Genomic DNA, 17,904 nt, shown 5'->3' with positions numbered 1-17,904 from the left:
GCACCTGCACCTCGGTGGGCGCCGGGGGGTCTCAGCGCTCGGCGTCCTCGCGGCGGTGGGCCTCCACCTCGCGCACCTCGCGCCACTGAATCCACCCCTCGCGCGCGGCGTGACGGGCGGCCTCGGTGGTGTCATCCACCGCGAGCATCTGGCTGCCCGCGGCGCGGATGTCCCCGGCGATGAGCGCCAGCTCCTCGGCCCGGCGCTGATGCCCGGGCACGTTGCGGATGTAGACGCAGAGGATGCGCCCGGGAAACTCACGGACGATGGTGCGGTAGTGCTCCGCGTCCTCCTGGCCACTGTCTCCAATGAGGATGAAAGGCAGGTGCGACAGCGTGCTGAGCACCGCGCGAATCTTCTCCAGCTTGTGCCCATGGCCGCCGCCGGGCGCGAAGCCCTGGCTGGACAGGCCCCAGTCGCGCAGCAGCAACGGACCGGTGGGGATTTTGTGCAGGGAGAGGAACTCGTCCAGGTGCTCGTAGAGGTTCCACGGACTGCTGGACACGTAGAAGATGGGGTTGTCCGCGCTGGTCCCCCGGCCGTGCTGGAGCGCGGCATAGAAGGCGTCCACGCCCGGGAAGGGCAGCCGCACGCGGTGCTCGGTGAGGAAGAGCGCCCAGGCCCGCTTGAACAGGTCGGTGACGCCGGTGACGATGACGGTGTCGTCGATGTCGCTGATGACGCCGAACTCCGCGCCGGGCCCGGCCATCCGCACCGGCGCGGCCACGCGGGACACGCCCTCCGCGTCCGGCGACAGCAGCTCCAGCTCCACCATGTGCCAGCCCGAGCGCACCCCGTCCGGCGGAGGCACCCACAGCTCCAGGAAGCCCTCCTCGTCGGTGGTGCCCTCCCAGCGCTTGTCGCCCCAGCGCACCGCGACGTGCGCGCCCGGCACCTCGCGCGTCATGTAGCGCTTGTAGGAGGCCACCGCGCTGCCCACCAGCGTGTAGCGCTCCTGCGGCGGCCGCACATGCCGGTCCTCCAGCACGCGGGCCTTGATGACGGCGCGCTCGGGCGTGCCATAGCCCCGGTAGGGGAGGATGCGCAGCGGCGGCGCGATTCCCAGCTTCTGGCGAAGCTTGCGGCTCAGCGCGTCATAGTGCGCGTCCACGCGGACGGCGAGTCGATAGAAGCGAGGAAGAAAGTCGGCCATGGCGCGGAGCGTAAAGGTGTGGAGCCTGACTCTAGAGGAGTCCGCGATTGAGCGGCACAAACCCGTGGGGGTCCACTGTCGGACTGTCACAGCCCTTGCCTGCCACGGTGTGCGTATCCGCAACGCAGCTTCCTCTCAACCTGGAGCTTTGCCTTGCCGCGTCAATCCCCCCGCTGGTGTCTCGCCGCCGCCGTCGCCGTGCTGCTCGCCGGAACGGCCGCTTCCTCGCAGTCCCCCTCCAGCATCACCTTCCAGTCGCCCGCGCAGGGTTGGAATGTGCTCGCCTCCTCCAACCCGCTGCCCTTCGGCTCCACCGCGGCCATCCACTTCAGCGCGGACCGGCTGACGCAGTGCCGCGGCAACATCAACGGCACCACGCCTGGGTGGACCATGACGGGCTACTACCAGTTCAACAATGGCCCGGTGCAGCGCTTCTGGGTTGCGGGCTTCTCCTCCACGCCCAACCCGCCCGCGCCGTCCATCCCGCTCAACACGCGGGGCACGCTGGCGGTCTGGTTCGAGAACACCAGCCGCTGGGGCTGCCAGGCCTGGGATTCGAACTTCGGCAACAACCACCTCTTCACCGTGCAGTGACGGCGAGCCCGTGGGCGCGGCGTGCAGGGCCGCGCCCACGGGGCTTTCAGTGGGCCTGCGTGACGAGCTCCACCCGGCCCAGGGGGCTGTGGCCCTTCGCCAGCAGCCGCCGCGCCGCCAGCACCGACACGCAGTCATCCGTGCTGTGGATGTCTCCGTAGAAGGTGAGCAGCGTGGCCGGGTCCACCACGCGAATCCCCCCGGCGTCCACGAAGGGCACGCGCCGGATGAAGACGTCGAGCAGGACCTTGCCACCCTCATCGTGCCGGGCGTAGCGGTAGAAGTGCGTGGAGGTGGCGTCGAAGCGCGTCCAGATGCGGTGGTAGCCGCGAGCGGTGAGCACGGCGATGAGCTCCGGGAAGCGCGCGGGCTCGACGAAGAGGTCCACGTCCTTGTGGTCGTGGAAGCGCTTCAGCTCCTCGTGCGGCGGGGCCATGAAGTGCCAGGCCCAGCCTCCGGACACCGTCACCCAGGGCGCCAGGGCGCGCACCTCCGTCTCGCAGGCGCGCAGACGCTCCAGGTTCCAGCGCTCGTGCGCCCGCTTCGGATTGCGTGGGTCTCCCATGGCCGTGTCCTTGTGTGAGGGCACGGCGTGGACGGAAGGTTCATTCCGGACTGACAGCGGCGGGCCTCAGTCGCGCCGGCCCAGCGTGCGGTCCAGGTTGTAGGCGGAGCTGATGAGCGCCAGGTGAGTGAGTGCCTGCGGGAAGTTGCCCAAGGCCTCGCCGGACATGCCCGTCTGCTCCGCGTACAGGCCCACGTGGTTGGCGTAGCCCAGCATCCGCTCGAAGATGAGCCGCGCCTCCTCCAGCAAGTCGGGCCGGGCCACGCTCGCGCGCGTCATCGCCTCCACCAGCCAGAAGCTGCAGAGGTTGAAGGTGCCCTCGCTGCCGGCGATTCCATCCAGCGTGGCCTCCACGTCGTAGCGGAACACCAGCCCGTCCGACGCGAGCCCGCCGTGGGACGGCGGCTTGCGCATGACGTCCAGCGTCTGGAGCATGCGCGGGTCCACCGGGGACAGGAAGAACACCAGCGGCATCAGCAGATTCGCCGCGTCCAGCGCGTGGCCGCCGTAGTACTGGACGAAGGCGCCCCGCTCCGGGTTCCAGCCCTTGTCCATGATGTCCTCGAAGATGGCGTCCCGCACCTTGTGCCAGCGGGCCCGGTCCGCCGGGAAGCTGCGCTTGTCCGCCAGCCGGATGGCGCGGTCCACCGCCACCCAGCACATCAGCTTCGAGTACACGAACTGCCGCTGCCCGCCTCTCACCTCCCAGATGCCTTCGTCCGGAAGCTCCCAGTTGTCACACACCCAGTCCACCAGCCGCCGCAGGTGCCGCCAGAAGTCATAGGAGATGGGGGCCGCGTACTTGTTGGACAGGTACACGGAGTCCATCAGCTCGCCGTAGATGTCGAGCTGCAACTGGTCCGCCGCCGCGTTGCCGATGCGCACCGGGCGCGCGCCGCCATAGCCCGACAGGTGAAGGAGTTCCTGCTCCTCGGGCACGCGCTTGCCGTCGATGCCGAACATCAGGGGCAGCGGCCCGTCGTCGTACTCCGCGCAGCGCGCCTCCACCCAGCGCATGAAGGCCGCCGCCTCCTGCTTGAAGCCGATGCGGAGGAACGCGTACACGGTGAAGGCCGCGTCGCGCAGCCAGCAGAAGCGATAGTCCCAGTTGCGCGTTCCGCCCGGTGACTCCGGCAGGCTGCAAGTGGGCGCCGCGACGATGGCGCCCGTGGGCGCGAAGGTCATCAGCTTGAGCGCCAGCGCCGAGCGCTGCACCGTCTCCCGCCACCGGCCCGTGTACTGGCAGCCCGACAGCCAATGGCGCCAGTACTCCACCGTCTCCCGGAAGAGCTCCTCGGAGGACTCATGGTTGTGCACCACCGCCTCGCAGGACGTGCGCGCGCCCGGGTGCAGGGAGAAGACGGCGGACTGGTTCTCATGCAGGGTGAAGGACGCGGTGACGCCCCGCTCCACCTTCCGCAGCGGCACCGACGAGGACAGCGTGAGCTGGAGCGTGTCAGAGGAGAAGGTGGCCCCGCTGTGGATGAGCTTCGTCTCGTGCGTATCCCGCGCGTAGTTGAAGGCCGGGAAGCACTCCATGCGGAAGACCATCTGTCCACGCACCACGCGCACGCGCCGGAGGATTTCCCGCTCCTCCTTCATCCCCTTCCTGCCCGACATGGGCATGAAGTCGACCAGCTCGCCCACGCCATCCGGCGTGTAGAAGCGCGTCACCAGGACGTTGGTCTCCGGCCAGTAGAACTGCCGCTTCATCACCCCGTCGGGCTCCGGCGCGATGCCCCAGTGGCCGCCCTTCTCACGGTCCAACAGCGCGGCGAAGACACTGGGACTGTCGAAGTGCGGAAAACAAAACCAGTCGATGGTGCCCTCGTTGCCCACCAGCGCCACCGTCCGCAGGTCGCCGATGACGCCGTGGTCCTCGATGGCCACCGGCTGTCCCGTCACCGAAGCGCCGCTGCTTCCCGTTGCCATGCGTCACTCCTTGTCGAAGGGGTCAGATGAAGCGGATGACGTCCTTGATGCCGCCGGACTTCTTGCCAGTGACGACGTCGCAGAAGTCCTCGGGCGAGTGCCTGGCGCAGATGAGCCGCTCCAGCCCCCCGGGCCAGCGGGCCTGGAAGTGCCGCAAGTCCTCCAGCGCCATGTCGAAGTCGACATCCGCCGCGTTCACCGTGCCCACCAGCACCTGGTTGCCCAGCACCACGTCCTTGAGCACCGGTGCCACGTCGAAGGGCTCCTCCTTCGACGGGACACCCGTGAGGATGCAGACGCCGTTGGGGCCCAGCGCCTTCAGCGTCTCCAGCGCCGCCTTCGCCACGCCCGCGGCCTCGTAGATGACGTCCGCAGCGCCGACCCTGCGGACCAGCTCCTGCGGCCGCACCTCCTTCGAGGAGATGTAGGGCACACCCAGCGCTTCCGATGCCTCGGCCTTCGCGTTGGGCTTGGGGCTGCGCGAATACATCGTGGTGGCATAACCCCGGCGTGCCAGCGCCATGGCGCCCAGCAGTCCCACCGGCCCCGCGCCCAGCACCACCGCGCGGCCCGGGCCCGCCTTCCAGGGCAGCCGGTCCTGGAAGCGCTCCAGTTGGCGGAGGGACTTCTCCGCGATGGTGAGCGGCTCGGTGAGCACCGCCACCTCGCGCAGCTCCGCGGGCACCCGGTGCAGGTAGGCCACGTCCTCCACGAAGGACTCGGCGCCGAAGCCGTGAGCGCCCTGGATTCCCCGCTCGGTGAAATCGCCGGTGATGCAGAAGTCCGGATGGCCCCCGCGGCACGGCGGGCAGGTGGCATGCGGGCACGGCCGGCGCACGCGTGGCACCACCCAGTCCCCGCGGCTCAGGCCCCGGACGGCCTCGCCCACCTCCACCACCTCGCCCAGACACTCGTGACCCAGGATGAGGTGGTCCGAGCCCGGCGGCGGGGAGCCGTAGACGAACTCGATGATTTCCTTGTCCGTGCCACACACCCCGATTTCCCGCGTCCGCACCTTCACCTGCGTGGGGGACTGGATGCGAGGCTCGGGGGCGTCGGTGATGACACGCACCTCGCGCTTCTGGGGGAAGACGGCCACGGCCTTCATACGGCCTCCTTGCGATGCACGTCCCGGCACGCGGCCAGGCGCGGACGGGACACGGTGATGCCTGCCGGGTACGACTGCTCGCTCAAGCACGGACCCGTGGCGGCACGGGCCCGCTGGTGAACAGCGCCCGCTCCCACGTTGCCCAGGGGTCAACGCTGTGCATGCACGAAACCGCTGCCCACCCGGCCCGCCCGGGTCTATGAGGAGAGGTGTGAGCGAGCCCCAGTCCTCCTACTCCGATGACGAGCCGCGCCGCAGCCGCACCACGGCCATTGCCGCGGCGGCGTGCGTGCTGCTCGCCCTGCCCTTCCTCGTGCTGGGCCCCTACCTGCTCAGCGCCAAGGCCCGCGTGGAGCTGCGGTGCCAGCCCGGCGGCGTGTGCCTGCTGTTCCATTCCAGCTGGCTCACCCGCGACGAAGTGGCCAGCTTCGCGATGAAGGATGTGCAGGGCGTCAAGGTGGACCGGACCCGCGCCGCCCGCCGCAACCGCGTGCCCATCTTCCGGCCCACGCTGGTGACGGCGCACGGCGAGTACCCCCTCTTCTTCCAGTGGGTCACCGAGGAAGAGGAAGCCACGCGCGTGGAGGCGCAGTTGGAGCAGGCCTTCGCGAACCCCGGCGGAAAGACGGTGGAGTTCGTCCGGGATGACCGCAACGCCTCCCTGCGCGTGGGCGGCGCCTTCAGCGGCGTGGGCGTGCTGCTGCTCGTCTTCGCCGCGTGGCTGGGATTGCGAACGCGGACGCACCTGCGCACCGAACGGACGAGCCGCGCCGCCTGAGCACCCCCGGGACGAAGGGCCTTCGCCTCAGCCCCCGGCGAGCAGCAGGACGCCGACGAAGCGGGCCAGCACGAAGCCCATCGTGACGCAGAAGGCCGCGCCGAAGCGCTCCAGGTCGAACCGGAACTGCCAGTCCCACAGCTTCACCTTCTGGAAGCCGGCCACGACGGCGCCCACGACGAAGGGGGCCAGCAATCCCACGGTCCACGCCAGCCCCTCGTCGGCGATGAGGGGCTCGGCGGAGAGGGCCAGGCTGCCCGCCCCCAGCAGCACGCCCAGGCCCAGCAGGAGCATCAGCCCGGCGGCGCCGAAGCGGCTCTTGTCCGAGTAGGTCGCCAGAACGCCCCGCATCAGCTCGATAAGCCCGTCCGCCAGCATGCCCCAATGTCTATGACAGGCGGGCAGGCGATGAAAACACGCGACTGCCGCGTCACTAGGTTCTACCGGGTGGGACAAAGGCCGTGGGCCACGAGCCCCTCTCCGCGCACAAAGCAGGCGAGCAGGCCAGGAAGCCCTCAACGGGCCCTTTGCGTGCTCCCCCTTCCCACTTGCACCTACGTGCCTAGCTTGTGGTGGATGCTGCGCGCCCTCCTTGGCCGTTGGAGAAGTTCCCTGCGCCTGCTCCAGCCGGCGCATGTCGGCGCGGAGCGCGCGAAAATCAGCGTCGCCCGGTTGGACCACGAGTACGCCAACAAGGTGGTCGCCTTGCAGAACGTGGACCTCAACGTCCGCTCGGGCGAATTCGTATGCCTGCTGGGTCCGTCCGGCTGCGGCAAGTCCACGCTGCTCTACGCGCTGGCGGGACACGTGGTGCCCACGGGGGGCTCGGTGTCCATCGACCGGCAGCCCATCCACGGGCCCGGGCCGGACCGGCTGCTGATGTTCCAGGAAGCCGCCCTGTTCCCGTGGCTCACCGTGCGCGGCAACATCACCTTCGCGCTGGCCGCCCGGGGCGTGCCCCGCGCCGAGCGCCGCGAGCGGGCGGACACCTATATCCAGCGGGTGCAGCTGGGCGGCTTCGAGGACGCGCTGCCCCATCAGCTCTCCGGGGGCATGAAGATGCGGGCCTCGCTCGCCCGCGCGCTGGCGGTGGACCCGGCCGTGCTGCTGATGGACGAGCCCTTCGGTTCGCTGGACGCGCAGACGCGCATCCACATGCAGGAGCTCCTCCAGTCCATCTGGGTGCGCACGGGCAAGACGGTGGTGTTCGTCACCCACGACGTCCATGAAGCGCTGATGCTGGGCACCCGCGTGGTGCTGATGGCGCCCCGGCCGGGACGCGTGGTGCGGGATTTGGAAGTCCACCTGCCCATGCCGCGCCAGCCGGAGGACGCGGCGCTCAATGAAATGGTGCGGCACGTCGGCGGCCTGCTGCGTGAGGTGGAGGGCCGCGCCCACACACGCTCGCTCAAGCCAGCGCCCACCCGGGCCCCCGCCCAGCCCGTGCTCCGTCCGCAGGTGATTCCCGGCCCGTAGAGGTGCGTCATGAAACACCATGCCCAGAAGCTGCTGGTGATCGCGTTGCTGATTGGCCTCTGGGAGCTGGTGGCCCGGATGGGCGTCTGGTCTCCCCACCTGCTGCCCGGGCCCCTGACGGTGGCCCAGAGCCTGGTGGCCATGGTCGCCGACGGGCGCCTGGTGGGCGCGGCGGGACGCTCCCTGGGGCGGCTGCTGCGCGCCTACCTGATGTCGGTGGCCCTGGGCGTCCCTCTGGGCCTGCTGATTTCCCGCATCCCCTTCTTCCGCAACGCCGTGAAGCCGGTGGTGATGGGGCTGCAGGCACTGCCATCCATCTGCTGGCTGCCGCTGGCCCTGCTGTGGTTCGGGCTGACGGACGGCGCCATCCTCTTCGTCGTCGTCATGGGCAGCGTGCTGGGCATCGCCATCGCCACCGAGGACAGCGTCAACGGCGTGGACCCGCAGCTCACCCGCGTGGCCAGCACCCTGGGCGTGCGAGGCCTGCGCTTCCATTTCGGCGTGCTGCTGCCCGCGGCCCTGCCCGGCATCGTCACCGGCCTGAAGCTGGGATGGAGCTTCGCCTGGCGCGCGCTGCTGGCCGGTGAGCTGCTCTTCGTCTCCGGCGGCCTGGGGCAGTTGCTCACGGTGGGCCGCGAGCTGATGGACGTGCCCCAGGTCATGGCCGTCATGGTGGCCATCGTCATCATCGGCACCGCGGTGGACCGTGTCCTCTTCCAGACGGTGGAGGTGCGGCTGCGGCGGCGGTGGGGGCTGACGGCGACGACGTGAGGCCCACGGCCGTGTGGCGCCTGACGCTTGGATTCGTCGGGCGTTGAAATCCCGCCGACGCGTCACACCTTCAACGGCCATGCGTGTCTTCCGCACCCTGTTGCCCGTGGTGGTCGCTGGACTGGCGGTGCTCGGCGCGGGCTGCAAGCGCGAGTCCGCCGCGCGCGGCCCCGACGCGCCGCTGCGCCTGGGCTTCTTCCCCAACATCACCCACGCCCAGGCCCTGGTGGGCAACGCGGAGGGCACGTTCGCCTCGCAGCCGGGTGTGGGCCGCCTGGAGGTGATGCAGTTCAACGCGGGCCCCGCCGCCATGGAGGCGCTGGTGGCCGGTTCACTGGACGTGTCCTACGTGGGCAGTGGTCCGGCCATCAACACGTTCCTCAAGGCCGGGCGCGAGCTGCGCGTCATCGCGGGCGCGGTGAACAACGGCGCGGTGCTGGTGGTGCGCACGGTGAAGACGCCCGCGGAGCTCAAGGGCAAGAAGCTGGCGTCGCCGCAGCTGGGCAACACGCAGGACATCGCCCTGCGCTACTGGCTCAAGCAGCGAGGGCTGACGACGCGCCTGGACGGCACCGGGGACGTGCAAATCTTTCCGCTGAGCAACCCGGACATCCTGGGCCAGTTCCTGCGCGGCGGCATTGAGGGCGCGTGGGTACCGGAGCCCTGGGGCGCGCGCCTGGTGGCCGAGGGCAAGGGCCGCATCCTGGTGAATGAGAAGGACTTGTGGCCCGGCGGGCGCTTCCCCACCACGGTGCTGGTGACGACACGACAGGTGATGGAGACGCAGCGCCCGCGCGTGGTCGCCCTCCTGCGCGCGCACCTGCGGCTCACCGAGCGCTGGCAGGAGGACCCGGCCGGCTTCACCACCGCGGCCAACGCCGCCTTCGGCCGCCTCACGAGCAAGCCACTGCCCGCCGGCATCCTCCAGCAGGCCTTCTCCCGGCTGGAGCCCAGCCTGGACCCGGTGCCGCGGGCGCTCGCCACCGCGGCCGAGCATGCGAAGACGCTGGGCTTCATCACCGACGCCAACATCGATGGACTGGTGGACCTGAGCCTCCTGGACGAGGCACGGGCGGGCGTCGCGAAGTGATGACGATGGAACACAGCTGGGGTGACGCGGGCCCTGGGCCGGGGGAGGATGCGCGCCCATGAAGATGGAGCGTGTGGAGGAGACGCTGGAGCGCATCCAGTTGGAGGCCGAGCGCGCCCCCGGCGGGGTGCTGGCCTTCGACGGCGATGGCACGCTGTGGAGCGGGGACGTCGGAGACGACCTGTTCCTGGCCCTGCTGGAGCACGGCGACATCCGCCCGGAAGCGCACGCCGCCCTGGAGCGGCTGGCCGCCGCGCATGGCTTCGAGAAGGGCCTGCCCGCGCGCGAGCTGGCACACCAGCTCTTCGCCGCCTTCGAGGCGGGGCGGATTCCGGAGAAGGACATCTACGAGATGGTGGCGTGGCTCTTCGCCGGTTGGCGCGTGGACGCGGTGCGCGCCTTCGCGAAGGACGTGGTGGCCCGCCACGAGGTCAAGCAGCGCATCCACCCGGAGAGCCGCCGCGTCGTCGAGTGGGCCCGCGGCCAGGGCATCCCCTGCTACGTGGTCAGCGCGTCGCCGCTCGCCATCGTGGAGGCCGCCGTGCATGAAGTGGGGCTGGACCCCTTGAACGTGCTGGCCTGCACGCCGCGAACGGAAGATGGGACAGTGCTGGCCGGCATCATCGAGCCCATTCCCTACGCGGCCGGGAAGGTGCATTGCCTGCGCTCGCGCACGTCCCAGCCGCTCTACGCGGCCTTCGGGGACAACGTGTTCGACCTGGAGTTGCTGGCGGCCTCGCGCGTGCCGGTAGCCATCCGGCCCAAGCCGCGGCTCCGGGCGAGGGCAGCGGAACTGCCCTCGCTCGTCCAACTCCACCCGGAAGACTGAAGCGCGTCAGTCCTTCGGCTGCACCTCACCGGCGAGCGCCAGCGCCACGTTCTCCGTGGTGTTCTCCACTTGGTAGACGGCCACCACGTGCTGGCCCTTCTCCGGCTGCTTGCGGATGCGCAGCGCGCTCAGGTCCAGGGGCACCACGGCGCCGGGCTCCGTCTCCAGGTACAGCATCTGCCCGTTGAGCTTCAGCACCTTGCCGGACAGGCGCTTCACCTCGTCCTGGTCGGGCGTCACCTCGCGGATGGGCATGCCCACGCCGTTGGCCTGGGGGCCCACTTCCAGGAGGCGCTGGCTGCCGCTGTTGGAGCGGTCGATGGACATCGTCACGCCGAAGTTGTTGAAGTTCCGGTCGAGACCCTCCTGCCTAGGCACATTGCCAGCGCCGGAGCCGTCATCCGGGGAGCTGACGGGTTCACGGGCCAGGACAGCCACCGGTACCATCAGCGCCGCCACGGCGGCGGCCCGCCAGTTCCCAGCGTGCATTCGTTTCATGGGTCCTCCTCCTGGAGGGGCCGTGAGCCCCCCGTTGCCGACAAGCTAGGCCCTGGCCCGAGGTCCCAGCCCTGTGGACGGAACGTTCCGTCGCACCAAGGGCCGTGCGCCATGCGGCACGCCGGGCCCTCAACCGCGGGCCTGCCCCTTGAGACTCAAGGCGCGAAGGCGGGTGTTCGCCTCCCGCCGGCTCTCGAGGGAGATCGCCGGGCGCTGCAGGATTCGCAGGTAGGCCTGGTAGCGGCGCCGGGCCGCGGCCCTCGCGCCCGCCCGTTCCTCCAACTGGCCCAACCGGAAGTTCGCATCCGCGACGAGGCCCCGTGCCCACCGGACGCCTTCGCCACACTCGCGAGTGCCCATCACCTCCGGCTTCTGCCGGGCCAGGGACAGGAAGAGCTTCCGGGCGTCGTCCGCGTTCCCGCGCGCCATGAGCGCGTTCGCCAGCCCCCACCGCCCCAGCGGACAACGCGGCACGCTTTCGAGCACTTTCAGATAGAGGCGTGACGCCTTGGAGTACTTCCTCTGCTCGTACCAGGCATCCGCCTGGCGGACGTGCAGCCAGTGGTCCTCGGGAGTCCCTCGCAGGGACTCGGAGATGAGTTGATCCAACTCACTCCACTGCTGCGCGGAGAAGAGCGCGTCGATTCGCTTGCTGATACGACGTTTTTCAGCGTCGCTGAGCGTGTCTGGTCTTTTCTTCACGAGGACCCCCTGACTCATTTCTTCGCGGACTCTTTCTTCCGCCGGTCCTCTTCCCTCTTGATCCGCTCCTCCTCCTTCTTCAGCCGCGCTTCTTCTTTCTGCCGCTTCTCTTCCTCCTTCTTCCGCTTCGCTTCTTCCTTCTTCTCCTTGCCGCTGTCGTCCGCGCCGTGGCTGAAGCGCATGCGCTCGTCCTTCTTCTCCTTGCCGCCCGAGCGCGTCTTCGTGTGCTTGTCCCAGGTGGACGACCGCTTCCCCTTCGTGTGCTCCGCGGCCAGCATCCAACGGGCCTCCGGCAGCACTGTGGGGCTCAGGGACAAGACTGACCGCGGGACTTCGGAGCAGGCGCCAGGAGACGTCTCGCAGTAGGCGCCGGCAGTCAGGGTCGTCACCCCCACCACCGCGCTGACCGTGGCGCCGACGGGGGCCCCGACAATGGCGTCCGTGATGGCGCCCGCCGTCCACCTGCCTCCATTCCCCCAACGGACCGTGGACGTCGCGTCCCCAGAGGAGGCTTGCGTGCAACCCCCCAGTACACCCAGCAACACCAGACAGATGATGCGCATCACGTTTTTCGTATCGAGCATGGAGTGTCTTTGAAGCCCGAAGTGGCGTTGACGACGCGGCTTCCCCCCTTGGCCCATACAAGCGCCTGGTTTCAACCCTGCCCAATTCACTATCATTGCGTCAAGCTTTATCCCCGAGTAACATTCAATGACACATCGGCATCCCTTGTGCCGTCGTTGTCCGGGCTGAGGCCCGGTCCTCCAGGGAGGACCGTCCAATATTCAGCCGGTCCTCACCGGGTGCATCCTCTCCCCTTGAGCGATTCAGGCTAGGGTGCGCCATCCTGCCCGGATCCTTTTTCCCGCCGCCCTCGTGGCGGCAACACGCAGAGGCCGCACGTGAACGGTCGCAACGAAGAGCACCGCATCGCCCTCTTCATCGATTTCGAGAACCTCGTCACCAACACGGGCATCAGCTCCGCGAGCTTCGACTTGCAGCCCTCGCTCGACCGGCTGCTGGAGAAGGGCAAGGTCGTCTTCCGCCGCGCCTACTGCGACTGGTCCCGCTTCGCCGAGGCCAAAATCCGGCTGCACGAGTTCGGCGTGGAGCTCATCGACGTGCCGCCCTCCACGCGCGCCGGCAAGAATGGCGCGGACATGCGCTTGGTCATCGACGCGCTGGAGCTGTGCTACGCGCGCGAGAGCATCGACACCTTCGTCATCGGCTCCGGGGACAGCGACTTCTGCCCGCTGGCCTACAAGCTGCGTGAGAACGGGCGCACCGTCATCGGGCTCGCGGTGAAGGAGTCCACGTCGCCGCTCTTCGTGAAGGCCTGCGACGAATTCATCTACCTGCGCCCGCGCCAGTCACGCTCCGACAAGGGCGACAAGGAGAAGGGCCGGCAGAGCGTGTCCGCCGAGGAGGCGGGCCACGGCAAGCGCGGCGGCCGCCAGGGGCGCGACGAGAAGGGCCGGGGCGACAAGGAGAAGACGCCGCAGGGTGGCGGCAAGTCCCAGTCGAAGACGGAGATGCCGGACATCGCCCGCGAGGTGGTGCAGAGCATGCTGGCGCGCGCCACCGGGCCGGTGAATCCGTCCCTCATCAAGGAAGCCATCGTCCGCAAGGAGCCCGACTTCGACGAGCGCGAGCACGGCTTCTCCACCTTCGCCCGGCTGCTGGCCGCGCTGGAGCAGCAAGGCCTGCTGCGCCGCATCCAGCAGGGCCGCCAGTGGTACGTGGTGGCGGCGGACTTCGACGTCGGCAGTGGCGACAGCAAGGGCAAGAAGCGCGGCCCCGCGCACACCGCCGAGGAAGACGACGAGCTGGAGTCCTACCCGGACCCGGACGAAGACGAGGGCTGAGCCCCCGTCCCCGCGACTACGCCCCCGCCGGGGGCGTGGTGGCCTCGAAGAGGTGCTCGAGGAACTCGGGCAGCAGGCTGGCGGAGATGACCCACAGCTTGCCTTCGCCCAGGTCCGCGAGCGACGCGCGCTCCACGTACTCCACGCAGGCCGCTTCCACGTAGTGGATGAACACCTTGCGCTCGCGCGCGCGGTACCAGTCCGCCGCGTGGGCCAGCAGCGCCACCATGGCGTCCTGGGCCTCCTTCGTCGCGTCGTCCACCAGCGGCACCAGCCGCACGCCGTCCAGCACGTTGAAGAGGTTGAGGCCCGGCTGCGCCGTCTCCAGCACCGCCAGGACGACGGGGCGGCCCTCGTGCCGCGCGACCACCAGCTCGCGCTCGCGCCCCATCCCCGCCTCGCCCCAGCGCTCCTTGGCGCGCTTGAGGTCGAAGCGCTCCGGCACCAGGTCCAGCGCCTCGCGGTAGGCCAGCGGGCGCGTGCGCTCCACCTGCTCGAAGAAGGCCGCGCGCTCGGCCTCGGTGGGCGTGCCCACCTCGATGCCCGCGGGGATTTCCCAGGCCCCGTCCACCTCCGCCTCCATCAGCTGGAAGGGCACCAGGCACGTCTGGCCCGTGTGCTCGTACCAGGTGGCGAAGTCGAACTTGGTGAAGCGCACCCAGCGCACGCGCGCCTCGCAGAAGGCGAAGAACCACTTCACCTCCGGGTCCACCTGCGTGGGCTCGTAGCCCCGCAGGTAGATGTCACGCAGCGCCTCGCGCGCCGACGTGCGGCTGCCCTTCACCGGCTGACGCGCCAGTTGGTGCGCCATCCAGCTGCCTTCGTACGGCTTCACCACCGACAGCGTGGCGCCCACGGACTGCCCCTCTGGGTGCACCACCCGGTAGCCCAGCCGCGTCCGGCCCTCCAGCCGCGCCAGCGTGGCGTCGAAGCTGGGGTGCGCGTCCTCGAAGTCCTCCGGCGACTTGCCCGGCAGCCGGAAGTAGCCCGAACCGTCGAAGAGCTTCCAGGTGGCATCACCCCAGTCACCCTCCACCTGGGTGGCCGGGTGCATCTGTGCCTCCACCAGCGCGCGCCAGGCCTGCGCGCCCGCCGCGTCCAGGGGACGCACGGACATGCCGCAGCGGCGGCCCGCCGCGGTGCTGGAGATGTTGCGCACCTCGGCGCGCAGCCGCACCGGCGCCATTCCTTCCGTCACGACCTCCAGCACCGGCTGGCGCAGGCCCGGGTACAGCAGGTCCTCGCCGGGCTCCGTCAGGAAGGCGAGGCCCTCATAGGACAGGTCCAACACCTGACGCCGCACGTGCACCTGCGGCCACAGCGGATGGTCGAAGGACAGCGTGCAGGCACGGCTCGGCGGCGCGCGCCGCAGCCAGCGGTGGCGGTAACGAACGAGCTCCCGAGGCAGCGGCATCAGCACCAGGCCGGACTCCTCGCGCGCCTCGCTGACCTCCAGGTGCACCACGCTGCTGTAGCCGAAGGCCTCCAGGGTGAAGGGCTGCGCGGGCAGTCCACCCTCGAAGCGCCAGCCCATGAGGCCTTCGTGCGGGTCGAAGTACGCGGCCGTCACCGGCACCTTGCGTCCGTCCGCGGTCCGCGCCATGCCGCGCGCCTGCCTGCCCACCAGCGCGTCGCAGATGCGCCGCACGCGGTCGGGGTGCTCGATGCGCTCCTTCCACACCGGCCGCGTCTCCGGCGGGAGCAGCAGGCCGTTGTCACGCAGCGCCTCCAGCACGGAGACGATGCGGCGGCCCGCGTCCAGGGGCGGCGCCAGGAAGCGCATGCTCACCTCCGGCGCGCCGCGCACGTCCATGACCTCCACGTCCAGCGCGGTGGCCCAGCGCTCTCCATGGCCCAGCACCACGGAGGCCGTGTCGCCCGGCTTCGGCGCCGCCTGCGTGCCCAGGTTCAGCGTCAGGTGCTCCAACGACAGCTGCACCAGCCGACACGGCGCCTGGAGGTTTCCGAACGACGCCACCGCCGTCAGTTCCGTCCCCATCCGGTAACCGAGCATCGACGCCCGGCCGCTCAACCCTTCCAGCGTGTCCGCCTGCATGACAGCTCCGTTGTCTGAAGGACGCCGATTGTACGGCTTCACAGGTGCGAGACTTGAGAATTCTCACTGGAAGCGTGAGCACGAACGAGCCGCGCGTAACCTGCTCTCCAGGACAGGTCTGGATGTCTGATTTTTCAAGTGTCACACGGATGGTCATTTCCCTCTCAGACGGTATGTGCGCCCGCATCCCATCGGGTCCGTGCGCACCCAGGCTTTTGGGGGTGAGGTGGTGTGGCATGGCCACCGGGGGGATGAGCGCTCGCATGCCTGCTCGCTGAGATGGAACCGGCTCCGTCAGCGGGTTAGGGGGAGGACCATGCCGCTCAACACCCTCTGCCTTCGTTGCGGCATGTGCTGTGACGGAACGCTTTTCACGCACGTGTCGCTCCAGCCGGAGGAAGCCCTGGCGCTCCAGCGGCGGAGACTGCCCGTGGGCTCACGCACGGATGGAAGTCCCGCCTTGATGCAACACTGCTCGGCCCTGGATGGGCGCACGTGCACCGTCTACGCGGACCGCCCGGCGAGCTGCAGGCGTTATCACTGTCAGCTGTTCTCCGCGCTGGTTGAGAAGGAAGTCTCGCTGGACGAAGCGCTCGCGGTGGTGGACGAGGCCCATGCGCGAGTGGCCGCCGTGGCGCGCACGCTGGCGCCTGCTTCGGAAGAGGCGCCGCGCTCGGTGCTGCAACGCGCCCGGCGCGCGAACCTGCTCGAGCACGGCGGCCCGCTGTCCGCGACGGACCTGGCCACCTACGAGCATGCGGAGGCCTATCTGGATACACACTTCCGGGGGCGCTTCGGACGGCAGGGTTGAGCGCGGCGACGCGGTGAATCCCAGCCGCCTCGCACACCGGTGTGGCTACGATGCGGGCGCGATAATCCGAGCCGTGCTTCCACGGCGCCGTGTGACACCGAGGACTTCGATGAAGACGAACGCGTCCGTGCTGGCGGTGATGACGTGCTCCCTGCTGACGGCGCCGCTGGCCATCGCGGATGACACGGCCCCTGTGAAGTCCGCCTCGGTGGATTTGAACGGTGATGGCACGCCGGAAGCCGTGTCCATCCAGTTCGACGAACCGAAGAACGAGTTCATCCTCAAGGCGGGCAGCGCCACCGTCCGGGGCCCCGGTGATGACAATGAACCCGAGGGCGTGTTCATCGTGGACCTGGACAGCCGGGACAAGCGCAAGGAGCTCGTGGTGCGCACCGGGCAGACGGACTACGACCAGCGCTCGTACATCTACGGCTTCGACGGCAAGGCGCTGAAGCTGCTGGGCACCGTGCCCGCGCTCACCGAGGCCAAGGGCAACGGCATCATCCTGTCCGACTCATGGCAGGGCTTCTGGAACCGGCGCGACAAGTACGTCGTGGATGCGAAGACGGGCAAGGTGTCCGAGGTGCCGCAGGACCTGTACGCCGTTGGCGTCGAGGCCACGGTGAAGCAGTCGTTCCCGCTGGCGCGCAGCCGCACGGACAAGAGCGCCGTCGCGACGTTGGCCCAGGGCTCGAAGATTCAGGTCCTCGCCGCCGCGCCCTCGGACCGCAAGGGTGAGGGCTACCTCTACCTGGTGAAGTCCTCCACGGGGCTGCTCGGGTGGGCCACCGCGAAGGATTTGACGGGGAAGACGGACGGCCTGCCGCTCGCGGGTTGAGGGCAGGCGGCTATCGCTGGACGGCGAGAATGCGCCAGCCCCGTATGTCGATGGCGTAGGTGGCTGCCTCGGTCGCGGTGGCTCCTTCGCTGCGACATGCGCCTTCCTTCACCAGGAATCTGACGAGCACGACTTCATCGCTCAGTGGAGCCGCCTCGACATCGTAGGAGTCGCGACGATGGAGGCACACGTCATCCGGCGTGGCGTCCCGAGGCGGCTTCACATCCCGAGGAAGCATGTCGTCCATCGCGAGTTCGATGGCAGCGGCCAGGTTCGCCGGCACCCGCACACGGCCTTCCGATGGGAGCCACAAGGGGTAAGGCAGCTTCGCCGCCTCCTCCTTGGAGGCATGCTCCGGGCGAAAGGGCCGCTGGAAGAGAGCACAACCGGGGAGCATCACCAACACCAGCAACAGGGCTCGACACTTCATGACCCGCTCCTAGTCGCCCACATCCGTGACGATGCCGAATGGCTTGTGCTCCGGCTTGATGATGCCAATGAGTTCCCAGGCCCTCCCCTTGCGAAGATAGACCTCATTGGGCTGAGGCTCATTCGCATGGGGAACCAGCTTCATCACATGACAGTCCGTATCGAACTGGATTCGGATGAGCCATCGCTGGTTCTTCTCCCATCTGTCTTCCGGTGTCAGTGGCGACGGTGCCCAGGGATGGCTGTGGTAGTCGGCGATGCCGACCGCACGTCCACGCTCATCCCGCACATGGCGCGGTGAAATACATGACTTGCGCTTGTTGGGACCGATTCGCTGCATCTCACCGAGGGGCGAGGGATAGCTCGCGTAGAAGACGCCGTCTCCGAGCGATTAGAGGACGCCGCAGTA

20 protein-coding genes are annotated in these 17,904 nt (G+C 69.1%); 9 read left to right on the top strand and 11 right to left on the bottom strand.

Translation table 11 applies throughout. The annotated features are described in order from the left end of the window. Positions 1 to 31: 31 nt before the first annotated feature. Complete coding sequence (locus tag BHS09_RS00240) at positions 32 to 1,153, bottom strand: App1 family protein (RefSeq protein WP_174258581.1); 1,122 nt, start codon at positions 1,151 to 1,153, stop codon at positions 32 to 34. Between the two features lie 153 nt (positions 1,154 to 1,306). Here BHS09_RS00240 and BHS09_RS00235 point away from each other — a divergent pair, with 153 nt between their 5' ends. Beyond that, a complete protein-coding gene (locus BHS09_RS00235; RefSeq protein ID WP_140796851.1) occupies positions 1,307 to 1,747 on the top strand; it encodes a DUF6209 family protein in 441 nt (146 codons plus the stop codon). A gap of 46 nt (positions 1,748 to 1,793) precedes the next feature. Here the strand turns inward: BHS09_RS00235 and BHS09_RS00230 are convergent, their stop codons facing one another. The 3 genes from BHS09_RS00230 to BHS09_RS00220 all read right to left on the bottom strand — a co-directional run bounded on the left by BHS09_RS00230 (position 1,794) and on the right by BHS09_RS00220 (position 5,352). Further along, entirely contained in the window at positions 1,794 to 2,312 is a 519-nt protein-coding gene (locus tag BHS09_RS00230) for a hypothetical protein (RefSeq protein WP_140786535.1), read from the bottom strand. A 66-nt stretch (positions 2,313 to 2,378) separates the two neighbouring features. Further along, positions 2,379 to 4,244: a glycoside hydrolase family 15 protein gene (locus tag BHS09_RS00225; protein WP_140786534.1), complete on the bottom strand. Its 1,866-nt coding sequence runs from the start codon at positions 4,242 to 4,244 to the stop codon at positions 2,379 to 2,381. Between the two features lie 22 nt (positions 4,245 to 4,266). Continuing rightward, entirely contained in the window at positions 4,267 to 5,352 is a 1,086-nt protein-coding gene (locus BHS09_RS00220; RefSeq protein ID WP_140796850.1) for a glucose 1-dehydrogenase, read from the bottom strand. Positions 5,353 to 5,563: 211 nt separating this feature from the next. Here BHS09_RS00220 and BHS09_RS00215 point away from each other — a divergent pair, with 211 nt between their 5' ends. Continuing rightward, positions 5,564 to 6,130 (top strand): hypothetical protein, encoded by a 567-nt coding sequence (locus tag BHS09_RS00215; protein WP_237080097.1) that lies wholly within the window; start codon positions 5,564 to 5,566, stop codon positions 6,128 to 6,130. 27 nt (positions 6,131 to 6,157) lie between these two features. Here BHS09_RS00215 and BHS09_RS00210 read toward each other — a convergent pair whose 3' ends face one another. Next, positions 6,158 to 6,508, bottom strand: coding sequence for a hypothetical protein (locus tag BHS09_RS00210; RefSeq protein ID WP_140796848.1), 351 nt, complete (start codon positions 6,506 to 6,508; stop codon positions 6,158 to 6,160). Between the two features lie 198 nt (positions 6,509 to 6,706). On the opposite strand from BHS09_RS00210, the gene BHS09_RS00205 reads away from it, so the two are divergent. The 4 genes from BHS09_RS00205 to BHS09_RS00190 all read left to right on the top strand — a co-directional run bounded on the left by BHS09_RS00205 (position 6,707) and on the right by BHS09_RS00190 (position 10,296). Next, positions 6,707 to 7,606 (top strand): ABC transporter ATP-binding protein, encoded by a 900-nt coding sequence (locus BHS09_RS00205; protein WP_140786530.1) that lies wholly within the window; start codon positions 6,707 to 6,709, stop codon positions 7,604 to 7,606. Between the two features lie 9 nt (positions 7,607 to 7,615). Then, positions 7,616 to 8,377, top strand: coding sequence for an ABC transporter permease (locus tag BHS09_RS00200; protein ID WP_140786529.1), 762 nt, complete (start codon positions 7,616 to 7,618; stop codon positions 8,375 to 8,377). A 79-nt stretch (positions 8,378 to 8,456) separates the two neighbouring features. After that, positions 8,457 to 9,467 (top strand): ABC transporter substrate-binding protein, encoded by a 1,011-nt coding sequence (locus BHS09_RS00195; protein ID WP_140796847.1) that lies wholly within the window; start codon positions 8,457 to 8,459, stop codon positions 9,465 to 9,467. A gap of 58 nt (positions 9,468 to 9,525) precedes the next feature. Beyond that, complete coding sequence (locus tag BHS09_RS00190) at positions 9,526 to 10,296, top strand: HAD family hydrolase (protein ID WP_140796846.1); 771 nt, start codon at positions 9,526 to 9,528, stop codon at positions 10,294 to 10,296. 6 nt (positions 10,297 to 10,302) lie between these two features. On the opposite strand, the gene BHS09_RS00185 is transcribed toward BHS09_RS00190, so the two are convergent. The 3 genes from BHS09_RS00185 to BHS09_RS00175 form a co-directional block, all read right to left on the bottom strand. Beyond that, the gene (locus BHS09_RS00185) at positions 10,303 to 10,794 is read right to left on the bottom strand and encodes a hypothetical protein (protein WP_140786526.1); all 492 of its coding nucleotides are present in this window, start codon (positions 10,792 to 10,794) and stop codon (positions 10,303 to 10,305) included. A gap of 129 nt (positions 10,795 to 10,923) precedes the next feature. Beyond that, a complete protein-coding gene (locus BHS09_RS00180; RefSeq protein ID WP_237080096.1) occupies positions 10,924 to 11,496 on the bottom strand; it encodes a tetratricopeptide repeat protein in 573 nt (190 codons plus the stop codon). 14 nt (positions 11,497 to 11,510) lie between these two features. Continuing rightward, positions 11,511 to 12,080 (bottom strand): hypothetical protein, encoded by a 570-nt coding sequence (locus BHS09_RS00175; protein WP_140786524.1) that lies wholly within the window; start codon positions 12,078 to 12,080, stop codon positions 11,511 to 11,513. A gap of 318 nt (positions 12,081 to 12,398) precedes the next feature. Here BHS09_RS00175 and BHS09_RS00170 point away from each other — a divergent pair, with 318 nt between their 5' ends. Further along, positions 12,399 to 13,361 carry an NYN domain-containing protein gene (locus tag BHS09_RS00170; protein WP_140796845.1) on the top strand — a complete coding sequence of 321 codons (963 nt, stop codon included), beginning with the start codon at positions 12,399 to 12,401 and terminating at the stop codon, positions 13,359 to 13,361. 16 nt (positions 13,362 to 13,377) lie between these two features. Here BHS09_RS00170 and BHS09_RS00165 read toward each other — a convergent pair whose 3' ends face one another. Continuing rightward, positions 13,378 to 15,417 (bottom strand): PilZ domain-containing protein, encoded by a 2,040-nt coding sequence (locus BHS09_RS00165; RefSeq protein WP_174259959.1) that lies wholly within the window; start codon positions 15,415 to 15,417, stop codon positions 13,378 to 13,380. A gap of 316 nt (positions 15,418 to 15,733) precedes the next feature. Between BHS09_RS00165 and BHS09_RS00160 the strand changes: the two genes are divergently transcribed. After that, complete coding sequence (locus BHS09_RS00160; RefSeq protein ID WP_140796844.1) at positions 15,734 to 16,228, top strand: YkgJ family cysteine cluster protein; 495 nt, start codon at positions 15,734 to 15,736, stop codon at positions 16,226 to 16,228. A gap of 109 nt (positions 16,229 to 16,337) precedes the next feature. Next, entirely contained in the window at positions 16,338 to 17,066 is a 729-nt protein-coding gene (locus BHS09_RS00155) for a hypothetical protein (RefSeq protein ID WP_237077892.1), read from the top strand. 10 nt (positions 17,067 to 17,076) lie between these two features. On the opposite strand, the gene BHS09_RS00150 is transcribed toward BHS09_RS00155, so the two are convergent. After that, positions 17,077 to 17,496, bottom strand: a complete 420-nt coding sequence (locus BHS09_RS00150; protein WP_140796842.1) for a hypothetical protein — start codon at positions 17,494 to 17,496, stop codon at positions 17,077 to 17,079. Positions 17,497 to 17,505: 9 nt separating this feature from the next. After that, positions 17,506 to 17,835, bottom strand: coding sequence for a hypothetical protein (locus BHS09_RS39080; protein ID WP_237080095.1), 330 nt, complete (start codon positions 17,833 to 17,835; stop codon positions 17,506 to 17,508). Between the last annotated feature and the right edge of the window lie 69 nt (positions 17,836 to 17,904).

It is taken from the genome of Myxococcus xanthus, assembly GCF_006402735.1.
Classification (GTDB): domain Bacteria; phylum Myxococcota; class Myxococcia; order Myxococcales; family Myxococcaceae; genus Myxococcus; species Myxococcus xanthus_A.
Note: the sequence above shows the minus strand (reverse complement) of the source record. Positions and strands in the feature narration are given on the sequence as shown.

Excerpts from the sequence above, each read along its gene's own strand:
- BHS09_RS00195 (WP_140796847.1), top strand. The coding sequence starts at position 8,457 with ATGCGTGTCTTCCGCACCCTGTTGCCCGTGGTGGTCGCTGGACTGGCG.
- BHS09_RS00155 (WP_237077892.1), top strand. The coding sequence starts at position 16,338 with ATGAAGACGAACGCGTCCGTGCTGGCGGTGATGACGTGCTCCCTGCTG.
- BHS09_RS39080 (WP_237080095.1), bottom strand. The coding sequence starts at position 17,835 with ATGCAGCGAATCGGTCCCAACAAGCGCAAGTCATGTATTTCACCGCGC.
- BHS09_RS00175 (WP_140786524.1), bottom strand. The coding sequence starts at position 12,080 with ATGCTCGATACGAAAAACGTGATGCGCATCATCTGTCTGGTGTTGCTG.
- BHS09_RS00225 (WP_140786534.1), bottom strand. The coding sequence starts at position 4,244 with ATGGCAACGGGAAGCAGCGGCGCTTCGGTGACGGGACAGCCGGTGGCC.
- BHS09_RS00165 (WP_174259959.1), bottom strand. The coding sequence starts at position 15,417 with ATGCAGGCGGACACGCTGGAAGGGTTGAGCGGCCGGGCGTCGATGCTC.
- BHS09_RS00220 (WP_140796850.1), bottom strand. The coding sequence starts at position 5,352 with ATGAAGGCCGTGGCCGTCTTCCCCCAGAAGCGCGAGGTGCGTGTCATC.
- BHS09_RS00185 (WP_140786526.1), bottom strand. The coding sequence starts at position 10,794 with ATGAAACGAATGCACGCTGGGAACTGGCGGGCCGCCGCCGTGGCGGCG.
- BHS09_RS00160 (WP_140796844.1), top strand. The coding sequence starts at position 15,734 with ATGCCGCTCAACACCCTCTGCCTTCGTTGCGGCATGTGCTGTGACGGA.
- BHS09_RS00205 (WP_140786530.1), top strand. The coding sequence starts at position 6,707 with ATGCTGCGCGCCCTCCTTGGCCGTTGGAGAAGTTCCCTGCGCCTGCTC.
- BHS09_RS00190 (WP_140796846.1), top strand. The coding sequence starts at position 9,526 with ATGAAGATGGAGCGTGTGGAGGAGACGCTGGAGCGCATCCAGTTGGAG.
- BHS09_RS00240 (WP_174258581.1), bottom strand. The coding sequence starts at position 1,153 with ATGGCCGACTTTCTTCCTCGCTTCTATCGACTCGCCGTCCGCGTGGAC.
- BHS09_RS00150 (WP_140796842.1), bottom strand. The coding sequence starts at position 17,496 with ATGAAGTGTCGAGCCCTGTTGCTGGTGTTGGTGATGCTCCCCGGTTGT.
- BHS09_RS00200 (WP_140786529.1), top strand. The coding sequence starts at position 7,616 with ATGAAACACCATGCCCAGAAGCTGCTGGTGATCGCGTTGCTGATTGGC.
- BHS09_RS00230 (WP_140786535.1), bottom strand. The coding sequence starts at position 2,312 with ATGGGAGACCCACGCAATCCGAAGCGGGCGCACGAGCGCTGGAACCTG.
- BHS09_RS00210 (WP_140796848.1), bottom strand. The coding sequence starts at position 6,508 with ATGCTGGCGGACGGGCTTATCGAGCTGATGCGGGGCGTTCTGGCGACC.